This is a genomic window from Micromonospora sp. NPDC005206, assembly GCF_040608175.1.
GTDB lineage: Bacteria > Actinomycetota > Actinomycetes > Mycobacteriales > Micromonosporaceae > Micromonospora.
Genome location: NZ_JBEXHU010000003.1, coordinates 148,590 through 164,338, shown reverse-complemented (window position 1 = coordinate 164,338; position 15,749 = coordinate 148,590). Strand labels below are relative to the sequence as shown.

The following is a 15,749-nucleotide window of genomic DNA, read 5'->3' as shown; positions in this document are numbered from 1 at the left end:
CTAAAATTTGGGTGTGATCGATGAGTTGGCGCGGGCGGAGATTGCGGTGGCGGCCTGCGTCGACGCCGCCGTCTGGGCGCTCTCCGAGCACGATCTGATCGCGGCGCTCGATGCCACGCACCGGCTTCAGCAGCGGCTGGCGGCAGCGCAGTTGGCGGTTGTTCGGCAGTTGCACGGTCGGGGCACCTTGGTCGCGCAGGGCGCGTCCTCGTCGGCGGTGTGGCTGCGCCACCGCCTGCGACTCGACGTCTCCGCCGCCCGTCGGCTGGTCGGCCTCGCCGCCTCAGTCGAGGCGGCTCCGTCCGGCGTGCGCGACGCTCTGGCGAGCGGGGCGGTCACTGTGGAGCAGGCCCGGGTCATCGCCGGCACGGCCGCCGTGGTGTCGGCCTCGGCGGGCGCCGAGGTGGCCGACAAGGCCGTTGGCCTGCTGGTCGAGTGGGCCGAGCAGTTCGACCCGTCGCTGCTGCGCCGGATGGGTGCCCGGATTCTCGACCATGTCGCTCCCGACCTCGCCGACGACCTCGCCGACGACGGCGCCGCGGCGGCCCTCGCCGCCGAGGCCGCCCGGGCTGCGCGCGACCGGCACGTCACCATCTCCGAGCAGGCCGGCGAGCGGCTACGGCTCACCGGCACCCTCGACGCGGAGGGCGCCGCGCTGCTGCGCGCCGTCATCGACCCGCTCAGCGCACCCTCCGGGCCCGACGACACCCGCTCCGCCGGGCAGCGCCGCCATGACGCTCTCGCCGACGTGTGTCGGCTCGCGCTGCGCACCGGTGGGCTGCCGGAGCACGGCGGCGAGAGCGCCCAGGTTGTCGTCACCACCAGCTACGACGGACTGACGCGGCAGTTGCACGCCGGCGCCCTCGACATCGGCCTGCAGCTCACCCCCGACACGGTGCGCCGGCTCGCCTGCGATGCCGCCATCCTGCCCGCGGTGCTCGGCGGTGCCGGCCAGGTTCTCGACGTGGGCCGACAACGTCGCCTTGTCACCGGCCCGCTGCGGCGGGCACTGGTGCTGCGGGACGGCGGCTGTGCCTTCCCGGGCTGCGACCGACCACCCCGCTGGTGCGCCGCCCATCACATCGACCACTGGGCCGACGGCGGTCCGACCAGCCTCGACAATGCGGTGCTGCTCTGCGGCCACCACCACTGACACGTCCACCAGACCGACTGGGCGGTCCAACTCGCTGGCGACGGCCACCCGGAGTTCGTGCCGCCGGCCTGGCTGGATCCCGAGCAGCTTCCGCGTCGCAACCAATACCACCGGCGCACGTGAGGAGCCGATACCGCCAGGGTCAATATCAGGCGTTGCTCGCGGCAGACCTGCCGGCTCACTCAGTACAGGAAACAACATACCGATTGACTTTCGATAGATAGCGAGCGAAGCTCGATGCATGGTGACAGAACATCGAGCGGTTGCCGCTCTCCGGGTCTTTCTCGTGGTGCTGTTCGGGGTCCTGGTCCTGTTCCAGACCTTCTCGCTGCCGGGGCAGTTCGCGCACATGGCCCAGGAGTCGCCGGACGACGCCTACCTTCGGTGGCCGGCGACTGCCGTGGCGGTGTTCTGGGTGCTGTGCGTCCAGGTGGTCATCGTCTCGACGTGGAAGTTGCTCAGCCTGGTCAAGGACGACCGCATCTTCACCGAGGCGTCCCTGAAGTGGGTGGACGCGATCGTGTGGGCCATCGCCGCCGCGTGGGTGGTGCTCGTGGGTGTCTTTCTCTACGTCGGGTTCAACGCGGATGACCCGGGAGTGCCACTCCTGCTGTTCCTCCTGACGGTGGGCGTCACCGTGCTGGGGCTCCTGATGGTGGTGATGCGTGCGCTGCTGCGGCAGGCAACCACGCTGCGGACCGACATGGAAGCGGTGATCTGATGCCCATCGTCGTCCGCATCGACGTCGAGTTGGCCAAGCGCAAGATGAGCGTCGGTGAGTTCGCCGAACGTGTCGGGCTCACGCCAGCCAACGTGGCGGTGCTGAAGAACGGCCGTGCCAAGGCCGTCCGCTTCAGCACGCTGGAAGCGATGTGTCGGGTGCTCGAATGCCAGCCCGGCGACCTGCTCGAGTGGGTTGAAGAGGAGACCTCATGAGGTACGTCCTGACCGTCGCGGCCATTCTCGCGACCGCGCTCGGCGTCGCCGCCATCGTGCACGGCGAGGCCGACGACTCGCCGGGCCTCCAGTTCCTGGGCGTCGTGCTGGTGATCGGCGCGGTTGCGTTCGGAATACGGAACGTTCGGGGCGGCAGCTAGCCGTCCTGGCGTGCGGGCCGAGCTCACCTGACGCTCCCGAGTAACGATCAAGTAACGGGCGCGAACCTTTCCCGGTAGATGACCTGTCTTGATGGTCGTCGGCCCGCCAGGGCCAGGGGAGGCGTCGGATGAAGTTGGTGTGGAGGCGGGCCCGCGAGGCGCGCGGTCTGCTGGTTGCCGCGGTGATCGCCGCCCTGGTCGCCGTCGTGTTGGTCACCGGCCTTTCCGACTACAACCGCCGCGCGGTGGACGCCGGGCAGCGGGCGCTGGTGGCAGCCTCGCCGGCCGAGGAGCGCGGCCTGCTGGTCAGCGGCTCCGGTGGGCGCGACGCCGCCGAGTTCGCCGCCCGGGACGAGGCCGTGCGGGCCGGATTCGACGGCGGGTTCGCCGGCGTCCCGGTCACCGTCGCCGCGGCCCGGTACGGCACCGGCCGGGAGTTGACCGGCGACCTCGGACCCGTGCCCCGCACCGACGACGAGCCCATCTTCGCGAATGTGGCCACGTTCGACGACCTGGCCGGGCACGCGGAGCTGACCAGCGGGGCGTGGCCCCGGCCCGGGGCGAACCCGATCCAGGTGAGCCTCCCCGAGCGGGTCGCCGGCCAGCTGGGCCTGAGTGTCGGCGAACGCGTCCCGGTGCGCGACCGGTCGACCGAACAGCGCGGCGAACTCGTGGTCGCCGGCACCTGGCGGCCCCGCGACCCGACAGACGCGTACTGGCTCCTGGCCCCCGGAGTGGGGGAGGGCGGCGTCGGATCCACCACCTCGTACGGGCCGTTCGCGCTCGACCCGGCTGACTTCGCGGCCACCTTCCCGGGCTCGGTGTCGGCGTCCTGGCTGGCCGAACCGGACCTCGGCGGCGTCGACGCCGCCGACCTGCCGGCCATGCGGAAAGCCCTCACCGAGGCCACCACGGCGGTGCCCGAGGCCGCTCAACTGGGCAGCTCCGGGCAGGCGGTGACCAAGATGGAACTGCTGCTGGACCGGATCGCCCGCGCCGACCTGGTGGGCCGCTCATCGCTCGCCACCCCGCTGCTGCTCATCCTGGTGCTCGGCGGGTACGCGCTGGTGCTGGTCGCGGCCCTGCTGCACGAGGATCGCCGCTCGCAGACCGCGCTGCTGCGCGCCCGTGGCGCCGCTCGCCGGCAGTTGGCCGGCCTGGCCGCCCGCGAGGCGACCCTGGTGGTCGCCCCGGCCGCCGTGCTCGGCCCGCTGATCGCCGGTGAGGCGCTGCGGTACATCCGGCCCGGCGGGTCGGCGGAACTCTCCACCGCCGGCGGTAACACCACCCTGGTCTGGGCGGCCGCCGCGGCCGCCGCGGCCGGCTGCCTGGTCGCCATGGTTCTTCCGGCGCTGCGCAGCGCCGGCACGTACGTGGCGGACATGGCCGCCCGGTCGCGGCCGAACCGGGCCGCGAGCGTCCAGCGGGCCAGCGTCGACCTGGTGCTGGTTGCGCTCGCCGTGCTCGCCTGGGTGCAGCTGCGCCGGTACGCCTCCCCGCTGGCCGGCTCGGGTGGCCGGCTCGGGCTCGACCCGCTGTTGATCGCCGCCCCCACGCTCGGCGTGCTGGCCGGCGCCGTGCTGGCGTTGCGGGTGCTCCCGCCGCTCACGCGGTTCGCCGAGCGGTTCGTCGACCGACGGCCCTGGACGGCCACCATGTTCGGCATGTGGCAGGCCGGTCGGCGTCCACACGCCGGCCCGGTGCTGCTCCTCGCCCTCGCCGTCGGCGGCAGCACTTTGGCCTGGTCCCTGATCAGCACGGGGGAACGGTCCCAGGTTGAGCAGGCCAGTCACACGGTCGGCGCCGACCTGCGGGTGACCGAACGGACCGGGTCAGCCCCGCCGAGCCGCGCCGGTCAACTCTCCGCGCTGCCGGGCGTGGACCGGGTGTTGCCGGCGTGGCGGGACGAGACGCGGGTCGGCCGGGAGGACCTGCCGGTCACCGTGATCGGCGTTGACCCCGCCAGCGCCCCCGGCGTCGTCCGACTCGCCGACCGGCTGAGCGACGAACCGGTGTCGGACCAGTACAAGCGGATGGTCGGGGCGCGGGGGGAGCCCGCGGGCATCGAGTTGCCCGCCGACGCCCGCGCGATCACCGGCACGGTCCGCACCCCGGTGAGCAGGGCCGAACAGCCGCTCCGGGTCGCGGTGTCGCTGCTGGTCACCAGCTCCAACGGGCTCGCCCTGCGGCTGCCGGTAGCCGACTCCGACAGTGCTGGCGCGGCCACCCGGTTCACCGTGCGACTGCCCGACGTGGGCGGGGCGCGGCTGCGGCTGGCCGGGTTCGAAGCCGACGGCGGGCGGGCGGCCGGCAACTCCTACGGGCTCCAGGTGGACGGGTTGACGGTGGTCGTCACTGACGGCACGACCCGGCCCGCCGGGCTGACGGGTGACTGGGTGATGACGGTCCCCGGCAAGAAGTCCTCGCCGGTGGTGACCACCGCCACCGGGTTCGCCGCGGTCAACGCGGTGGAAGTGATTCCGGGCGGGGAGTTCGCGTACCAGCCGCCCACCCGGTTCGCCGTCGTGCCGGCCGACGACAGCACGCCCGTGCCGGTGCTGATGACCCCCGGGGTACGCGACGCACTGAGCCTGAGCGTCGGCGACACCGTCGACCTGACGCTCTCCGGGGCGACGCTCCGGGTCCGCCTGGTCGGTGAGCTGACCGCCGTGCCGGCCACCACCGGGGAGGGGGTGCTGCTCGACCTGCCCGCGGCGGTCGACACGCTGATTCGGGGCGGCGCGGTGCGACCCGTACCGGAGTGGTGGGTCGGCGCCGACGACCCGACGGCCGCCGACCGAGCGGCCAGCGAGCTGCCGGGCGTCACCGTGCTCAACCGGGAGGCGGTCATCGAGTCGGCCGCCGACGACCCGTACTGGCGCGGGTCCCGGACCGGGATGCTCGCCGCGGCGCTCGGCGCGGTGCTCCTCGCCCTGGTCGGCCTCATGGTGGACGTGTGGGCCACCGCGCGGCGCCGGCTGAGCGAGTTCGCGGTGCTGCACACCCTCGGCGCCACGCCTCGGCTGCTGGCCCGGGCGCTGCTGGCCGAACAGACCTTCCTCGCCGGCATCGGCGTGGGGGTCGGGCTGCTGCTCGGCGCCGCGGTCGGGGCCACCATGGCCCCGCTGGTCATCCTCACCCCGGCCGCCGGCCGGCCGGTTCCCCCGGCGACGTTCGCGCTGCCCTGGGTGCCGATCGGCGTGACCGCGGTCGGTCTGCTGCTGGCGGCGCTCGCCTTCAGCGCGTTCATAGCCACCGGCATCCGACAGCGGGTGGCGGCGGTGCAGCTGCGAATCGGGGGAGAACGATGAGCGTCGGCGCGGCCGTCCGGCGGGTCCGGGCGTACGGTGGGCAGTTCCTGCTCCTGGCGGTGCTGACCCTGGTGGTCACGCTGCTCATCAGCGGGGTGCCCCGGCTGGTCAACCGGCTCGCCGAACAGGGGCTGCGCGCCCAGCTGAACAGCGAGCCGGCCGCCCGCCGGGACCTCTCGTACACCTCCGAGTTCCTGACCGCCTCTCCGGTGGATTCGGTCATGGCCGACGCCCGTGGACGGTCCGAGGCCTTGGCCGAGCAGATGCCGCCGCCGGTGCGCTCGGCGGTGGAGGAGCAGTGGTTCAGCGTGGACGTCGCGCCGGCCCGACTGGTCGGCCCCGACCTGGCAGCCCGCAAACTGCTGGTCGACCTGAGTCTGCGTTCCGTCCCCGGCATCCAGCAGGCCGGCACCCTCGTCGAGGGGGCGTGGCCGAACGAGACGTACGTCCCCGGTCGGCCGATCGAGGTGGCGCTCCACGTCGACGTGGCCCGCAAGCTCAACCTGCGGACCGGCAGCCAACTGCGCATCGGTAACGCCACCCAAACCGGTCTCACCGACGCGGCCCCGGTGGTGGTGGTCGGGCTGTTCCGTCCCGTCGACCCTGCGAACGGCATCTGGGACGGGCTGCCACCGCTACAGCGGATCATCGAACCGATCGGGGACGGCCAGCCGTTGATCGTCGTGGGTGTGATCGCCGAGTCGGCCCTCAACAAGCGGGCTGCGGCCGGTTGGTCGGTGCGGTCCGACTGGCGGTACCGGCTGGGCGTCGACCGGATCGACGCGCGCCACGTGGATGAGCTGATCGACGGCCTGCAGGAGACGCAGCGCAGCAAACCGTCGAGCCTCACGTTGACCCAGGGTGTCGATGTTCCGCTGCGCGCGTTCGCCGCCCAGGTCAACGCCGCCCGTACCCTGCTCGCGGTGATCGCGGCCGGCGTGCTGGCCACCCTGGCCGGGCTGATCGTGCTCGCGGCCACCCTCGCCACCCGGCGGCGTCGCTCGGAGTTCGTTCTGCTGCGGGCCCGCGGTGGCGCCGCCACCGCCGGTGCCCGCCGCAGCCTGGCCGAGTCACTGCTGGTGGTGCCGATAGCCGCCGCGGTGGGCTGGTGGCTGGGCACCCTGTTCCCCGGCGTTCCGGACCCGACCGCGCCGTACGCCGCCGCGGCGACCGTCCTGGTCACCCTGGCGCTGCCGCTGGCGACACTGGCGGTACCGGCCGGTGGGGCGGCCCGTCGTGACCTGATCCGGGTACGCCCGTCGGCCCGCCGGCTCACCGTCGAGGTCTCCCTGCTGCTGCTCGCCGGGCTCGCCGCGGTGCTGCTGCGCCGGCGCGGCCTCACCCTCGGCGAGGTGGACCCGCTGCTGGTGTCGGTGCCGGTGCTGCTCGCGGTCGCGGCGGCGGTGCTCGCGCTGCGGGCGTACCCCTGGCCGTTGCTGCTGGTCAGCCGGCTGGCCGCGCGGACCCGGGGCAGCGTGGCCTTCCTCGGCACGGCGCGGGCCGGCCGGTCGGCCGTCGCCGCCCCGCTGGTCGTCGTGGTGCTGGCGATCGGCACCGCGGCGTTCTGCGCGGTGGTCGCCGCCGGCGTCGGCGCGAGCCGGGAACGGGCCGCCGAGCAGGTGGTGCCCGCCGACGCGGTGATCCGCGGGGAGCGCTTCGCACCCGACACCGTCGACGAGCTGGGCCGTCTGCCGGGGGTGCGAGCCGTCACGCGGGTGCTGTTCGAGTCCGATGAGCGACTTGCGGTGGACGAACTCGGCACCGACGCGCGGGTCGCGCAGACGACCGTGCTGCTGGTCGACGGCTTGGGACTGGACACGGTGGCCCGAGAATCCGATGTGGACCTGTCGGTCCCGGCCGCGCTGCGCACCGCTCGGCCCGGACCGGGGCCGCTGCCGGCGATCGTCTCCCCGGCGGTCGCGGCCGACCTGGCCAAGGCCAAGCTGGACCACTCCGCGTTCATCCTGGTGCAGGGCGAGCGGTACGAGTTCCGGGTGGCCGGCACCGAGGAGAGTTTCCCGCTGCTGTCGTCGAACAGCGGCCGGTTCGTCATCCTGCCCTGGCAGGCGCTGCCGGCGCGGAACACCACGCCCGTCCCGACCAGCCTGCTGGTCGCCGGCGACCGGTTGGACCCGGAGGCGCTGCGCCAGGCCGGTGACCAGGGACAGGAGCGGTACCAGCGCACCGGGGCGGTGACCGGCAAGGACCGGCCGATCGGGGTCACCGTCGACACCCGGGCGGGCGTCCGGCGGGATCTCGGTAACGGTGGCGCGAACGGCGTACTGGCCTTCGGGTTCGTGGCCGGCGCCGTCGGCGGCACCGTCCTCGGGTTGCTGGCCATCGCGTTCACCGTGCTGGCCGGTGCGCGAGCCCGGGGCCAGGTGCTGTCCCGGCTGCGTACCCTCGGCCTGTCCCGCCGGCAGTGGCGGGGGCTGCTGCTGGTCGAATTGACCCCGCTGGTCGCGGTGTCGGTGCTGACCGGCGCGCTGGTCGGCGCGGTGCTGCCCCTGCTGCTCAACCCGGTGCTCGGCCTGTCCGCGTTCACCAGTGGTATGCCGGTCCGGGTGGCCTTCGAACCCAGCCTGGTCGCCGCGGTGCTCGTGCTCGGGGCGGTCGCCCTCGGCTTCGCGGTCGCCGTCGAAGCCCTGAACAACCGCCGGTTGCGCCTCGGTGAGGTGCTTCGGCTCGGAGAGGAGAGCTGAGATGACCGCTACCGCCCAGACTCCACTGGTGCCCGACCTGGCCGCCCTGCAACAGCGGGCCGCGCAACGCGCCGCTGAGCGGGCCGGCGGCCAGGACCGGCTCCGTGGGCACATCGTCTGCGACGGCCTGGTGCGCATCTTCAAGACCGAGGGGGTGGAGGTGGTCGCCCTGCAGGGGCTCGACCTGGTCATCGACCGGGGTGAGCTGGTGGCGATCGTCGGTGCCTCCGGCTCGGGCAAGTCGACGCTGCTCAACATCCTGTCCGGCCTGGACACCCCGACCGCCGGTATCGCCCGGGTGGCCGACTACGACCTGCTCGCGCTGTCGGCCAAGCGGCGGCTCAGCTACCGGCGGGAGCTGGTCGGGTTCGTCTGGCAGCAGACCGGCCGCAACCTGCTGCCGTACCTGACCGCGCTGGAGAATGTCGAGCTGCCGATGCAGCTCGCGGGCAAGCGCTCCGGGCGGGCCCGGCGGCAACGAGCCCGGGAGCTTCTCGACATGGTCGGGGTGGGGTACTGCGCGGACCGGCGACCGGGGCAGCTCAGCGGCGGCGAGCAGCAACGGTGCGCGGTGGCGGTGGCGGTGGCCAACGACCCGGAGGTGCTCTTCGCCGACGAGCCGACCGGAGAGCTGGACGAGGCGACCGGCGCCGAGGTCTTCGGGGCGCTGCGCACCATCAACGCCGAGCTGGGCGTGACCATCGTGGTGGTCACCCACGACCACGCCGTGGCCACGCAGGTCCGCCGGACCGTCGCGATCCGCGACGGCCGGACCGCCTCAGAGGTACGCCGGACCGCGCGCGTCGGCGCGGACGGCAGCACCGAGCTGGTCAGCGAGGAGTACGCGGTGCTGGACCGGAACGGCCGGATGCAGCTGCCGGCCGCCTTCGTCGACGCGTTGGCGCTGCGGGAGCGGGTTCGGCTCGACCTGGAGCCGGACCATGTGCAGGTACGGCCCGGTGACCGGGCCACGGGTGGGCAGGAGGCACGGGCGTGAGCCGTCGGAACATGGTGGTGGCGGGAGCGGCCTGGCCCGGTGGTGCGGCCGGGGCCGACGGGCGGACCGGGTCCGCGCCCGGCGAGGTGGTCCGGGTCAGCGGCGTGAGCCGGACCTTCGGCCGGGGCGAGCACGCCGTGCACGCGGTGCGGGACGTCTCGTTCAGCGCCCACCGTGGCGAGCTGGTCGCCATCCGGGGCCGCTCCGGCGCCGGCAAGACCACGCTGCTGAACCTCATCGGCGGGCTGGACCGGCCCGACAGCGGTCAGGTGGTGGTGGCCGGGCACGAGGTGACCGCGGCGGGTGAGGCGGAGCTGTTGCAGCTGCGCCGGGGCACCGTCGGTTTTGTGTTCCAGACCTTCGGGCTGGTGCCGATCCTCTCCGCCGCCGAGAACGTGGGCGTGCCGCTGCGGCTGGCCCAGGTGCCGGCGGCCGAGCGGGAGCAGCGGGTCGCGGTGCTGCTGGAGCTGGTGGGCCTGGGCGGGCATGCGGCGCAGCGACCGTACGAACTCTCCGGCGGGCAGCAGCAGCGGGTGGCGGTGGCCCGCGCGCTGGCCAACGAGCCGGACCTGCTGATCGCCGACGAGCCGACCGGTCAGCTCGACTCGGAGACCGGTCGGTCGATCATGGACCTGCTTCGCGCGGTGGTGCACGCCCGTGGCATGACGGCCCTGGTGGCCACGCACGACCCGGCCCTGATCGACCTCGCCGACCGGGTGCTCAACCTGCGCGACGGTCAGCTGGTCCAGGCGTGATCCGGGCGGTGGTGGCCTCGTGGGGTGAGGGCTGACGTCGCGCGGGACACCACCGTCGGGACCTCAGAGCGCGAGCTTCATGCCCTCGTGGCTGGACACGAAGCCAAGGCCCAGGTAGAAGCGGTGCGCGTCCTGGCGGCTCTTGTCTGTGGTGAGCTGCACCAGGGCACAGCCGCGCTGCCGGGCCTGGTCGACGGCCCAGGTCATCAGATCGCGGCCCAGGCCCTGGCCGCGTCGGTCGGAGCGGACCCGGACCGACTCGATCAGGGAGCGCTCGGCTCCGTGCCGGCCGAGCCCCGGGATGTAGGTGATCTGAAGGCACCCGACCAGCTCGCCGCCCTGCTCGGCGACGATCAGCTGGTTACGGGGGTCGGCGCTGATGTCCGCGAACGCCCGCTCGTACGCCTCGTCGACCTCGGTGAAGTCGCGGGCCTTGCCCAGGACGTCGTCGGCGAGCAGGGTGATGACGGCGGGCAGGTCGGCCCGGATGGCCTCGCGGTAGATCACATCGGTCATGCCGGTGAGCCTGGCACAACGACATCGGCGGATGGGTCGGGTGCCGCTTGCCGGTGCGGGGCAGCATGGGCGGCATGGAAGCCCTGCTGCTGCCGTTCCGCTGGATCTACCGGGCGTTGGTGTGGTTCGCGAACTCGCCGCGCACCCTGATCACGTCGTACCTGCTGATGATCGTGGTGGCCGGGGTGATCTATGGCGAGGTCGAGCAGCGCAGCCCCGCCGACGCCGTCTGGTGGGCGGTGGTGACCGCGTCCACCGTCGGGTACGGCGACATCTCGCCGACCAGTTGGGCGGGCCGCACGCTCGCCGCGCTGCTCATCTCGACCATGGTCCTGCTGGTCATCCCGCTGATCACCGCGCACTTCGCCAGCCGGCTCATCGTCGACGACGACGCCTTCGAGCACGAGGAGCAGGAGCAGCTCAAGGCCGACGTACGCCGGATGCGGGCGCTGCTGGAGGAGTTGGCCGCCCGGCAGGGCATCGAGCTGCCGCCGCTGCCGCGGACCGGGACGGTCACCGGGCCGGGCAGCGCAGCCCCTCCCTGGGAACGGTCAGGTCGATCAGGTAGGCGTCGACCGCGGCGGTGATGCAGGAGGTCTGCGGGTAGGCGGTGTGCCCCTCACCCTCCCAGGTGAGCACCCGGCCGACGCCGAGCATCGAGGCGAGCCGACCGGTCTGCTCATAGGGCGTCGCCGGGTCGCCGGTGGTGCCGACCACCACGATCGGCGGCGCGCCGGCCGCCTGGCCGGTCGGGTACGCGTCCCTCCCGCCCGGCCACTCGACGCAGCTCAGCATGCCGACCGCGAGCGCCGGCCCGAATAGCGGATACTTCGTGCGCCACTGCGACTGCAACTGGCGGATCTGCTCCCGGCTCGGCTTTTCCGTCTCGTCCGCGCAGTTGATGGCGAGGTTGGCGTCGAACAGGTTCGAGTAGTGCCCGTCGTCGCCCCGGCCGGCGTACGCGTCGGCGAGCCGGAACACGTCCTTCGGGTCGCCCTTGGCCAGCCGGTCGATCGCCCGGGCCAGCTCCTGCCAGCCGGACTCGGTGTAGAGCGAGGAGATGACCGCGTAGAAGACCCAGCCGGCGGTGGCCTCCCGCCCGTCGTCGCCGCGCACCGGCGAGACGCGGGCCTTGTCGATCGCCGTGGTGACGGCGGCGCGCGCGTCCGGGGCGATCGGGCAGCGGGCGGCGTTGGCGGAGCACCAGCGGGCGAAGTTGCCGAAGGCCCGCTCGAAGCCGCGGGCCTGGCTCTCCGACCCGGCCACCAGCCGCTGCCGCGGGTCGACCGCGCCGTCCAGGACCAGCGCCCGCACCCGCTGCGGGTAGAGCTGGGCGTAGATGGCGCCGAGCAGCGTGCCGTAGGAGTAGCCCAGGTAGGTGAGCTTCTCGTCGCCCACGGCGGCGCGGACCGCGTCCATGTCCCGGGCGGCCTGCTCGCTGCCGTAGAGCGGCAACTGGTCGCCGTACCGGTCGCCGCAGCCGCGCCCGATCCGCTGGCTGAGCCCCACGAAGCCGTCGAACGCGGACTGGCTGGTCGGATCGGGGTCGTAGCCGAAGCTGGCGTCCAGGTTGGCGTCGGAGATGCACTTGACCGGGCTGGACCGGCTCACCCCGCGCGGGTCGAAGCCGACGATGTCGAAGCGCTCGGTGATCGTGGTGGGCAACCCGCCGAACTGGGTGCCGAAGGAGAGGTAGACGGCGGTGTCGACGCCGGAGCCACCGGGGCCGCCCGGGTTGATTACCAGCGAGCCGACCCGGGCCCGCTGCTTCGTGGACCGGGCCCGCAGCAGAGCTATCTCGAAGGTCTGCCCCGCGCCCGGCCCGGCGGTCGCCCCGCCGCCGGTGCCCCAGTCGCGCGGCACCGCAATCCGGGCGCACTCGTAGCGCATGTTCGGGGCGCCCCGCCCGACCAACTCGTCGGCGACCTCCGGGCAGGCCCGCCAGGTCGGCGTCCCGCCGGCCGGCGCCGCCTCGCCCTCCACTTCGGTACGCGGCGCGAAGGCCGGCAGGGTGCAGCCGGCGGTGAGCAGCGCGGCCACGGCGAAGGCGGCGAGACGACGACGGACCCGGCGACTGGTCGCCATCCGAGGCTGGTCGGCGGTGCGGATCACGTGGTCCTCCGGGATCGGGTCGACGGCCAGGCTACGCCGGGCCGGTGGCGGCCCGGTCCACGGTGGTCGCCGGATCGCCGCGCAGCACCTGGTCCACGTCGAAGCGGATCGGGCGGTCGAGCTGGTCGTAGCGGCAGGAGCGGGGGTCGCGGTCCGGTCGCCACCGGACGAACTGTGCGGTGTGCCGGAACCGGTCGCCCTCCATCGCGTCGTAGCCCACCTCGACCACCAGCTCCGGGCGCAGCGGCTCCCACTCCAGGTTCTTCGTGCCGGTCCACCGGCTCACCCCGCCCGGGATGCGCTGGCCGCGCTCGTGGTCGCCGTGCACCCACGGGTGCTCGCCGCCAATGTCCCGGTAGGGCGCCAGCTCGTCGAGAAGCTCGGCCCGCCGAGCCATGCTGAACGACGCGCTCACCCCCACGTGGTGCAGCACCCCCGCGTCGTCATAGAGGCCGAGCAGCAGCGAGCCGACCACCGGACCGGACTTGTGCCAGCGGAAGCCGGCCACCACCGCGTCCGCGGTGCGGGCGTGCTTGACCTTGGCCATCAGCCGCTTGCCCGGCTCGTACGGAAGGTCGGCCGGCTTGACGATCAACCCGTCCAGCCCGGCGCCCTCGAAGACGTCGAACCAGCGGCGCGCGGTCTCCGGATCGGTGGTGACCTGGGTGACGTGCACCGGCGGACGGACCCCGGCCAGCGCATCGACCAGCCGCTCCCGGCGGCGCGGATAGGGCTGGTCGAGCAGCGCCTCGTCGCCGATGGCCAGCAGGTCGAACGCGACGAAGTCGGCCGGGGTGGTCTCGGCCAGCAGCTTCACCCGGGACGCGGCCGGGTGGATGCGCTGGGCCAGCAGCTCGAAATCCAGCCGGGGCTGGCCGTCCGGGCCGTCCCGCCGGATCACGATCAGCTCCCCGTCGACCGCGCACCGCTCGGGCAACTGCCGGAGGGCCTGCTCGACCACCTCCGGGAAGTAGCGGGTCATCGACTTGCCGCCCCGGCTGGACAGCTCCACCTCGTCGCCGTCACGGAACACGATGCACCGGAACCCGTCCCACTTGGGCTCGTACGTCACCCCGGGCGCGGTGGGCAGCTTGGGGACGCTCTTGGCCAGCATCGGCTCGACCGGGGGGTTGATCGGCAGGTCCACGGCGACCAGTCAATCAGACGGTGCCGACAGTCGTGAGGCAGATCACCGTGGGCGGCGGGGTGGCGTGTCCGCCCCCGCGCCGCTCGTCCTGTCCGGGCGAATCAGATAACCGCAGGTCAGAGCTAGTTTCACGGGATGTCCGAGTGGGTCTGTGACTGCTGCGGGCGGTGGCGGGTGAGCGTGGAGCTGATCCGGGGCCGCTACCGGTACCGGCTGACCCGGCGCTACCCCGAGCGGTTCGGCGGCGGCCGGAACGTGCTCGGCGAGGTCGGCTCGGTGCCCGAGCTGGAGGAACTGTTGCGCCGGCGTACCCCGCTGAGCCTGGCCGACCTGCACGAAGCCGCCTGACTCCCGGCGGCGCCGCCCCCACGGGCCGGCCGGCGGTTGCCACCGTCACGATCCACGGGCAGCCTCGTCTCCATAGCGCGGCGGCGCCGGGCGGCGTCGCCGGGGAGGAGACGCGATGCGGTTTGAAGCCGGCACGGAGATCGCCGCCGATCCCCAGCGGGTCTGGGCGGTCCTGGTCGACGTGCAGCGGTGGCCCGAGTGGACGGCTTCGGTACGCCAGGCCCAGCGGGGGGAGCCGGGGCCGCTCACCGTCGGCGCGACCGTCCGGTTGGACCAGCCGAAGCTGCGGCCGGCGGTCTGGCGGGTAACCGAGCTGACCGAGGACCATGCCTTCACCTGGATCTCCGACACGCCCGGGGTGCGCACCCGCGCGGAGCACCGACTGCTGCCGCTGCCCGGCAGGCCCACCCGGGTCGAGCTGGCCATCACCCAGTCCGGGCCGCTCGCCATGCCGGTCGGCTGGCTCTACGGCGGTCTGCTGCGCCGCTATCTGCGGCTGGAGGCCGACGGGCTCAGGCGTCGGTGCGAACAGGGCTGACCGCCGGCTTCTCCAGCACCGCCAGCCGGATGCCGTTCGGGTCCGGCCGGTGCGCCACGATCCGATAGCCGTGCCGCTGGTACAGCCGCAGGTTGCGGGCGCTGTCCGCGCCGGTGAACAGGGTGAGCCGGGCCACCCGGCCGGCGCAGGCCGCCTCGATCGCGGTGAGCAGCCGTCCGCCGACACCCTGGCCCTGCTGGTCCGGGGCGACCGAGAGCCGCCCGACGTGCGCGGTGTCGCCGTCCAGGTGGGCCCGCACCGAGCCGACCAGCCGCTGCCCCACCCGGGCGGCGAGGACGGTGATGGGACCGGCCAGCACCGCGGCGATCTCGTCCAGTGTCTCGGTCAACGGCGGCAGGAACGGGTCGGTGTAGTGCTGCGCCTCGGTCAGGTACGCGGCGCGCTGCACGGTGAGGATCTCGCCGGCGTCCGCGACACCGGCCGGGACGATGCTCGCCTCGACGCTCATCCGGGCAGCACACCACAGCCGCCGCCGTCCTCGACCGGCGGCCCGCCCGCGCCGGCCGTACCCTGGCCCCTGTCCGAGACGAGGACGAGGGGGAGTGGTGGCCGAGCTGACGTACCCGGAGGTGGGACGCACGCGGCACGGGCCGCTGCCCGGCGGATACCACCACCTGCGCCACCGGTTCGCGCTACCGGCCGGCTGTTTCGAGGCGGCGGCCGAGGCCGTGCTGAGCTGGCGGCTGCACCGCGAAGCCGGGGTGCGGATGCGCACCGACGCCCCGCGGGCCACCGAGGGAGTCGTGGTGAGCGCCGGTCTGGGCATCGGTCCGGCCCGCATCTGGGGACCCTGCCGGGTGATCTGGAGCGAGGACTCGCCCCGGCTCGCCGGCTTCGGCTACGGCACCCTGGCGGGGCACCCGGAGCGCGGTGAGGAGGCGTTCGTGGTCGGCCGCGACGACACCGGCGCGGTCTGGTTCGAGGTACGCGCGTTCAGCCGCCCGGACCGCTGGTTCACGCTCGCCGCCGGCCCAGCCGTCCGGGCGGTGCAGCACGGGTACGCCTGGTGGCTCGGCCGCACCCTGCGCCGGCTCTGCGCCGGCCGCTGAGCG

The 15,749-nt window shown here is 73.6% G+C and carries 15 protein-coding genes and 1 pseudogene; 12 read left to right on the top strand and 4 right to left on the bottom strand.

The annotated features are described in order from the left end of the window. Nucleotides 1–13 precede the first annotated feature (13 nt). From ABZU69_RS04905 to ABZU69_RS04870, 8 genes and pseudogenes are all read left to right on the top strand, one after another. Nucleotides 14–1,276 (top strand): annotated as a pseudogene (locus ABZU69_RS04905) (DUF222 domain-containing protein). A gap of 118 nt (nt 1,277–1,394) precedes the next feature. Beyond that, nucleotides 1,395–1,874 carry a DUF2975 domain-containing protein gene (locus ABZU69_RS04900; RefSeq protein ID WP_354963086.1) on the top strand — a complete coding sequence of 160 codons (480 nt, stop codon included), beginning with the start codon at nt 1,395–1,397 and terminating at the stop codon, nt 1,872–1,874. After that, entirely contained in the window at nt 1,874–2,089 is a 216-nt protein-coding gene (locus tag ABZU69_RS04895; protein ID WP_238648963.1) for a helix-turn-helix transcriptional regulator, read from the top strand. The genes ABZU69_RS04900 and ABZU69_RS04895 overlap by 1 nt, the downstream gene beginning before the upstream one ends. Continuing rightward, the gene (locus tag ABZU69_RS04890) at nt 2,086–2,250 is read left to right on the top strand and encodes a hypothetical protein (protein WP_354963085.1); all 165 of its coding nucleotides are present in this window, start codon (nt 2,086–2,088) and stop codon (nt 2,248–2,250) included. The genes ABZU69_RS04895 and ABZU69_RS04890 overlap by 4 nt, the downstream gene beginning before the upstream one ends. Before the next feature lie 128 nt (nt 2,251–2,378). Continuing rightward, on the top strand, nt 2,379–5,561 hold the full coding sequence (locus ABZU69_RS04885) for an ABC transporter permease (RefSeq protein ID WP_354963084.1): 3,183 nt from the start codon (nt 2,379–2,381) through the stop codon (nt 5,559–5,561). Beyond that, on the top strand, nt 5,558–8,263 hold the full coding sequence (locus ABZU69_RS04880) for an FtsX-like permease family protein (protein ID WP_354963083.1): 2,706 nt from the start codon (nt 5,558–5,560) through the stop codon (nt 8,261–8,263). The genes ABZU69_RS04885 and ABZU69_RS04880 overlap by 4 nt, the downstream gene beginning before the upstream one ends. Before the next feature lies 1 nt (nt 8,264). Beyond that, the gene (locus ABZU69_RS04875) at nt 8,265–9,260 is read left to right on the top strand and encodes an ABC transporter ATP-binding protein (RefSeq protein ID WP_354963082.1); all 996 of its coding nucleotides are present in this window, start codon (nt 8,265–8,267) and stop codon (nt 9,258–9,260) included. Then, nucleotides 9,257–10,015, top strand: a complete 759-nt coding sequence (locus ABZU69_RS04870; protein WP_354963081.1) for an ABC transporter ATP-binding protein — start codon at nt 9,257–9,259, stop codon at nt 10,013–10,015. The genes ABZU69_RS04875 and ABZU69_RS04870 overlap by 4 nt, the downstream gene beginning before the upstream one ends. 63 nt (nt 10,016–10,078) lie before the next feature. Here ABZU69_RS04870 and ABZU69_RS04865 read toward each other — a convergent pair whose 3' ends face one another. Beyond that, complete coding sequence (locus ABZU69_RS04865; RefSeq protein WP_354963080.1) at nt 10,079–10,531, bottom strand: GNAT family N-acetyltransferase; 453 nt, start codon at nt 10,529–10,531, stop codon at nt 10,079–10,081. A 74-nt stretch (nt 10,532–10,605) separates the two neighbouring features. Between ABZU69_RS04865 and ABZU69_RS04860 the strand changes: the two genes are divergently transcribed. Beyond that, nucleotides 10,606–11,118 carry a potassium channel family protein gene (locus ABZU69_RS04860; protein ID WP_354963079.1) on the top strand — a complete coding sequence of 171 codons (513 nt, stop codon included), beginning with the start codon at nt 10,606–10,608 and terminating at the stop codon, nt 11,116–11,118. Here ABZU69_RS04860 and ABZU69_RS04855 read toward each other — a convergent pair. Both ABZU69_RS04855 and ABZU69_RS04850 read right to left on the bottom strand, forming a co-directional pair. Then, a complete protein-coding gene (locus ABZU69_RS04855) occupies nt 11,045–12,616 on the bottom strand; it encodes an alpha/beta hydrolase (RefSeq protein WP_354963308.1) in 1,572 nt (523 codons plus the stop codon). The genes ABZU69_RS04860 and ABZU69_RS04855 overlap by 74 nt on opposite strands. Before the next feature lie 58 nt (nt 12,617–12,674). Beyond that, a complete protein-coding gene (locus ABZU69_RS04850) occupies nt 12,675–13,790 on the bottom strand; it encodes an ATP-dependent DNA ligase (protein WP_354963078.1) in 1,116 nt (371 codons plus the stop codon). A gap of 135 nt (nt 13,791–13,925) precedes the next feature. On the opposite strand from ABZU69_RS04850, the gene ABZU69_RS04845 reads away from it, so the two are divergent. After that, entirely contained in the window at nt 13,926–14,138 is a 213-nt protein-coding gene (locus ABZU69_RS04845; protein WP_151490326.1) for a hypothetical protein, read from the top strand. 115 nt (nt 14,139–14,253) lie between these two features. After that, on the top strand, nt 14,254–14,676 hold the full coding sequence (locus ABZU69_RS04840) for an SRPBCC family protein (RefSeq protein ID WP_354963077.1): 423 nt from the start codon (nt 14,254–14,256) through the stop codon (nt 14,674–14,676). Here the strand turns inward: ABZU69_RS04840 and ABZU69_RS04835 are convergent. Continuing rightward, nucleotides 14,651–15,145 carry a GNAT family N-acetyltransferase gene (locus tag ABZU69_RS04835; protein ID WP_354963076.1) on the bottom strand — a complete coding sequence of 165 codons (495 nt, stop codon included), beginning with the start codon at nt 15,143–15,145 and terminating at the stop codon, nt 14,651–14,653. The genes ABZU69_RS04840 and ABZU69_RS04835 overlap by 26 nt on opposite strands. Nucleotides 15,146–15,242: 97 nt before the next feature. Here ABZU69_RS04835 and ABZU69_RS04830 point away from each other — a divergent pair, with 97 nt between their 5' ends. Beyond that, nucleotides 15,243–15,746 carry a DUF1990 domain-containing protein gene (locus ABZU69_RS04830; RefSeq protein WP_354963075.1) on the top strand — a complete coding sequence of 168 codons (504 nt, stop codon included), beginning with the start codon at nt 15,243–15,245 and terminating at the stop codon, nt 15,744–15,746. The last annotated feature ends 3 nt before the right edge of the window (nt 15,747–15,749 follow it).